Origin of the sequence: Microbispora sp. GKU 823, from assembly GCF_002027145.1 — a bacterium.
GTDB classification, from domain to species: Bacteria; Actinomycetota; Actinomycetes; order Streptosporangiales; family Streptosporangiaceae; genus Microbispora; species Microbispora siamensis.
In genome coordinates this window covers 1-5,109 of sequence record NZ_MWJN01000199.1, presented here as the reverse complement: position 1 = coordinate 5,109, position 5,109 = coordinate 1, and the positions used below count along the sequence as shown (strand labels likewise).

Here is a 5,109-nt window from a genome sequence, read left to right as displayed (position 1 = left end):
GCCGCACGTACGCGCCGGAGGTCGAGGCCCGCCGCGCTCACTCCGGTACGGGCCCGGCGACCTGGAGGAGGCGCGCGCCTTCCGCCGGGCCTGGCGCACGGAGGTGGCCGAGGCCCTCACCGGTGTCGACGTGCTGGCCGCCCCCCACCACACCCACGACCGCACCGCTCATCGAGTCCGCCACGGAGGAGGCGACGCGGGCGCTGGTCCGCAACACCTACCCGTTCTGCTTCGCCGGCACCCCCGCTGTCTCGCTGCCCGCCGGCGCGCACGCCGGACTGCCCGTCGGCCTGATGCTGGTCGCTCCCCCGGGAGCCGACCAGCGGCTGCTCGCCATCGCAGCCGCCTTCCGGGACGCCGGGCCGTCCGCACCGGCGCCGTCCGCCCCCTGACCACCTGGTCGGGGGCGGCGAGCGCCACCTGTGCCCGGGGGGCATCAGCCGCACCCGGGACGCACCACCTGTAAGGAGCACCACCATGTCCATGTCCGCACCCCCCATGCCGTCCTCCCCGTTCCCGCGCTCTCTCACGGCCGCCGCCTGCGCCGCCGTGCTCGTGCTCACGGCCGCCTGCGCCCAATCAACGGCGACAGGGTCCACCGCCGCAGGATCCGCCGCGCCGCCGAACACGGGCACGAGCGCGGGCACGGTGACCATCGCGTACGTGCCGGGCGTCAGCCCGTTCCCGTATTTCGACACCGCCTACCGGGGCGCCGCCGCCCAGGCCGAGAAGTACGGGTACACGGTGAAGTACGTCGGCGTCCCCCAGTACGACCCGACCGCGCAGACCAACGCGCTCAACGCCGAGCTGGCGGCGCACCCGTCCGTCCTGCTCGTGTCGCCGGTCGACGACGTGGCGCTGCGTCCGGCCGTACAGCGCTACATCGACGCCGGCGTTCCCGTCATCACCGTCGGCGGCACGCTCAAGGACACGAGCGGCGTCGTCGCACAGATCGCCACGGACAACTACCAGGGCGGCCGCCTGGTGGGCGAGTACTTCGGCGAGCGCCTGAAGGGCGAGGGCACGCTCGCCGTGCTCAACATCGCGCCCGGCAGCTCCACCATCGAGGACCGGGTCAAGGGCTTCGCCGACGTGCTCAGGGAGAAGTACCCGAAGATCAAGGTGCTGCCCGAGCAGTACGCCGGCGGCGCCGTCCCCGGCAACCAGCAGGCCATGCGCAGTCTCCTGCTCGCCCACCCGGAGATCGACGGGGTCTTCGGCGCCGCGGAGGTCAACGCCGAGGGCGCCGCGGCCGCCATCGCCGCGTCGGGCCGGACGGGCGAGATCCCCGTCGCCGCCTTCGACGCCTCCCCCGAGGAGGTCAAGCAGCTCAAGGCGGGCCGCGTCGACTTCCTGTCGGTGTCGAAGCCCGCCGCCCAGCTCGCCCTCGCCGTCGACTACGCGCACGCGTACCTGACCGGCGACAAGGCGTCGATCAGACCCTCGACCCTGGTGCCCAATGTCGGCGTGACCAGGGACAACGTCGACGACCCCGCCGTCGCCCCGCTCCTGTACACCTCCGGCTCCTGAGGCGAGGACCGCATGCACGTCTATCTGCACGAGACCATTGACCCGGTCAGAAGTCCCGGCGCCCACGACCGCTACCTCGACGAGCTCGGCGAGATCGTCACCACGCGCGGCAACGCCGAGGGCTCTGCGGGCGGCCGCTGCGTTGCCGCCTGGGTGCCCGTCTTCCTGACGGGCCAATGGCCGCAGATCATCACCTTCTGGCAGATGCCCGGCGGCTGGGACGGCTTCGCCCGGCACTTCGACAACCACCCAGAGCTGTTCCACCAGCCGCTCGACCGCTGGTACGGCGAGCGGTCCGGCGGGTTCGACCGCGTGCTCGTGGGCACCGCCCACACCCCCTCTCTGGACGAGATGCTCGCGGCCGGCACCCGCGCCCCCGTCGTCCTGCACGAGACCGTACGGCTGCGTCCCGGCGGCGCCGGGGAGTACCTGAACCTGGTCGGCCAGATGAAGGAGACGCTGGGCTCCCGGTACGGGTTCGGCGTCCTCGGCTCCTACGAGGTCGCCTTCCGCAACGGAGGCGAGGTGGTGGTGCTCTGGTCGTTCCCTGACATGGCCACTTTGGCTCGCACCCAGAGCGCGCCGGACGACTTCCCGGAGCTGCGGTCCTGGCGGCAGCGGGCCGCCCGCCTCGAACTCGCCCACACCGGCGTGGTCGTCCGCCCGGCCGCGTGGTCCCCGGTCCGGTGAGCGGCCGGACGGAGCCCGCGGGCGCGGGCGAGCGGATCGCCGTCGTCACCGGCGGCGGCGGGGACATCGGCGGCGCGATCGGCGCCCGCATGGCCGCCGACGGCTGGACGGTGGTCGTGACGGACCTCCGACCCGGACGCCGCCGCGGCCACGGCGCGGAGCCTCCCCGGGACGGCGCACGCGCGCCGGCTCGACGTCGCCGACCCCGGGGACATCGCGGCCTGCGCCGCCTGGGCGGGCGACCGCTTCGGGCGGATCGACGCGGTGATCTGCTCGGCGGGCGTCGAACCCCCGCAGGACCTCGCCGACGTCGACGTCGATGCCTGGGACCTCACGCAGCACGTGAACCTGCGCGGCCCGGCCCTGCTCGCGCAGGCCGTGCTGCCCTGGTGGACCCGGCAGCGGTCGGGAGCGATGGTCAACATCGGATCGCGCACCTGGCTCGGCGGGGGCCACCCCGCCTACGCCGCCTCGAAGGCCGGGCTCGTCGGCCTCACCCGGTCGCTGGCGCTGGAGCTCGCCCCGATCGGGGTGACCGTGAACGCCGTCGCCCCGAGCTTCGTCCGCACCGGCTTCAGCAGGCAGCGCGGAGACGAGCGGACGCTCGACGAGTACGCCGCCCGGGTGCGCGCCGCCACGCCCATGGGGGAGCTCGTGCGGCCGGAGGACGTCGCCAACGCGGTCGCGTTCCTCGCCTCCGACCGGGCGGCCCGGATCACCGGCGAGGTGCTGCACGTCTGCGCCGGTTCGCAACTCCCCCTGTTCGTACGCTGAGGAAAGGCGGAACGATGACATCCAGCTCCACCGGAAGCACGCGGAGCGCCGGACCGCCGGTCCTCGAGGTCCGCAACCTGTCCAAACGGTACGGCTCGATGGCCGCGCTGACGGACGTGACGCTCGACCTGCGGCCCGGCGAGGTGCTCTCGCTCGTCGGTGACAACGGTGCGGGGAAGAGCACACTGCTGAAGATCCTTTCCGGCACCACGACGCCCAGCGGGGGCGAGGTGGTGGTGGCCGGGGAGCCGCGTGTCTTCCACGGCCCCGCCGACGCCACGGCGGCCGGCATCGCCACCGTCTACCAGGACCTCGCCCTGGCGCCCGATCTCGACGTGACCGGCAACCTCTTCCTCGGCAGGGAGATCGTCACGTCGTCCGCGCCCGGCCGGTGGTTCGGCTGGCTCGACCGGCGGGAGATGCACCGCCGTACCGAGGAGGCGTTGCGGCGGGTGCGCATCCACGTGCCGGACGTGGGCCGCGAGTGCGGAAACCTGTCGGGCGGCCAGCGCCAGGCGGTGGCGATCGCACGAGCCGTCACCTGGTGCGAACGGGTGCTGCTGCTCGACGAGCCCACCGCGGCGCTCGGCGTGGAGCAGCAGCGCGAGGTGCTCACCTTGATCGACCACGTGCGTTCCATGGGGACGTCGGTGGTGCTGGTCAGCCACCAGCTTCCGCACGTGATGCAGATCAGCGACCGCATCGCGGTGCTGCGCCGCGGGCGGCTCTCGGCGGTCCTCGACCGCGCGTCGGCCACCGTCGAACGCCTCGTCGCCCTGATCACGGGCCTGGAGGGCGAGACGGGCCCGCACACCGACCGGACCGGAGCCGCCGCCGCGGCCACTTCGGGAGGACGAGCATGACCGCGCAGGGGACGGGCACCGCCGTTCCGGCCACGAGGACGTCCGGCGGCCCGGCGGCCGGCCGGCTGACGGCGATCGGCGAGCGGGCCGGGAGCATGTGGACGCTGGGCGTGCTCGTGCTCATCGTCGTCGTGTTCTCCCTCGTCGCGCCGAACTTCCACACCAAGGAGGCGTGGATCGCGACGTCGCTTGCGGCGACCGAGGTGGTGCTGCTCGCCCTGGGCCAGGCGTTCGTGATCGTCGGCCGCGGGATCGACCTGTCGGTGGGCGCCAACCTGGGCCTGTCGGGCATGGTCTCGGGCTTGGCGATGTCGCGGCTGATGTCGCAGGACGGCCTGTCGCAGCCGCTGGTCATCGCCGCAGGCGCGGTCGTGGCGGTGCTCACCGGGGCCCTGGTCGGCACCGTGAACGGCCTGGTCGTCACCCGGCTCCGCGTCAGCCCGCTCATCGCGACCCTCGGCATGATGGGCGCCGCCACCGGGGTCACCCAGCTGGCCAACGACGGCCAGGAGATGTCCGACCTGCCGTCCGATCTCTTCCTGGTCGGCAACACGGGGCTGCTGAAGGGATGGGTGCCGGTGCCGTCCTGGTCGCGGCGGTGATCGTGGTGGTGTCGGGACTGCTGCTGCACCGCACCCGCTTCGGCAGGCACTGCTTCGCCATCGGCAGCAACCCGGAGGCGGCGGCCCGCACCGGCATCGCGGTGGGCCGCCACACCACCGTGGTGTACGGCCTCGCCGGCGCCCTGGCCGGGACCGCGGGGTTCCTGGTCATGGCGCAGCTCGGTGCCGCCTCGGTGACCGCCGGCCAGAACGACGAGCTGTCGGCGATCGCCGCGGTGGTCATCGGAGGCGTCAGCCTGTTCGGCGGCCGGGGCGGCGTGGCGGGCGCGGTGATCGGCACGCTGATCGTCATCGTGCTGCGCGTCGGCCTGGTGGTGGCCGACGTGAGCTCGTCGTGGCAGGTGATCGCGGTGGGCGTGGTCCTCGTCGCGGCCGTCTTCGTCGACCAGCAGCGGCTGCGGCTGGCCCGCCGCACCTGACGGCGCGGGGCCGGGGGCCGGGGCGAGCGATCGTCCTCCGCGAACCGCCGGCCCCATACCGGCGCCGGGCGCCCGCCGCCGAGGCCGGCGGTGCACGGCGCCGGAGCGGGGCCTTTCGTACGGGCTGATCTAACGGAAGCGGCGGAGTCTGAGGCTGTTGCTGACGACGAAGACGCTGGAGAAGGCCATCGCCGCTCCGGCGATCATGGG

General features: G+C 73.7%; 6 protein-coding genes and 1 pseudogene. All 7 read left to right on the top strand.

Annotated features, from left to right (window positions below; genetic code table 11):
* Window positions 1–392: amidase family protein (locus B1L11_RS43835; protein WP_256863431.1), on the top strand; the 392-nt coding region annotated here is incomplete at its 5' end.
* 85 nt (window positions 393–477) lie between these two features.
* Window positions 478–1,530: an ABC transporter substrate-binding protein gene (locus tag B1L11_RS43830; RefSeq protein ID WP_079321043.1), complete on the top strand. Its 1,053-nt coding sequence runs from the start codon at window positions 478–480 to the stop codon at window positions 1,528–1,530.
* 12 nt (window positions 1,531–1,542) lie between these two features.
* Entirely contained in the window at window positions 1,543–2,220 is a 678-nt protein-coding gene (locus tag B1L11_RS43825) for a hypothetical protein (protein ID WP_079321042.1), read from the top strand.
* A gap of 198 nt (window positions 2,221–2,418) precedes the next feature.
* A pseudogene (locus B1L11_RS43820) lies at window positions 2,419–2,994 on the top strand (SDR family NAD(P)-dependent oxidoreductase); the annotation flags it as partial.
* Between the two features lie 14 nt (window positions 2,995–3,008).
* On the top strand, window positions 3,009–3,857 hold the full coding sequence (locus B1L11_RS43815) for an ATP-binding cassette domain-containing protein (protein ID WP_079321041.1): 849 nt from the start codon (window positions 3,009–3,011) through the stop codon (window positions 3,855–3,857).
* A complete protein-coding gene (locus tag B1L11_RS43810) occupies window positions 3,854–4,459 on the top strand; it encodes an ABC transporter permease (protein ID WP_079321040.1) in 606 nt (201 codons plus the stop codon). Before B1L11_RS43815 ends, B1L11_RS43810 begins: the two co-directional genes overlap by 4 nt.
* Window positions 4,426–4,899 (top strand): ABC transporter permease, encoded by a 474-nt coding sequence (locus B1L11_RS43805; protein ID WP_079321039.1) that lies wholly within the window; start codon window positions 4,426–4,428, stop codon window positions 4,897–4,899. Before B1L11_RS43810 ends, B1L11_RS43805 begins: the two co-directional genes overlap by 34 nt.
* Window positions 4,900–5,109 lie beyond the last annotated feature (210 nt).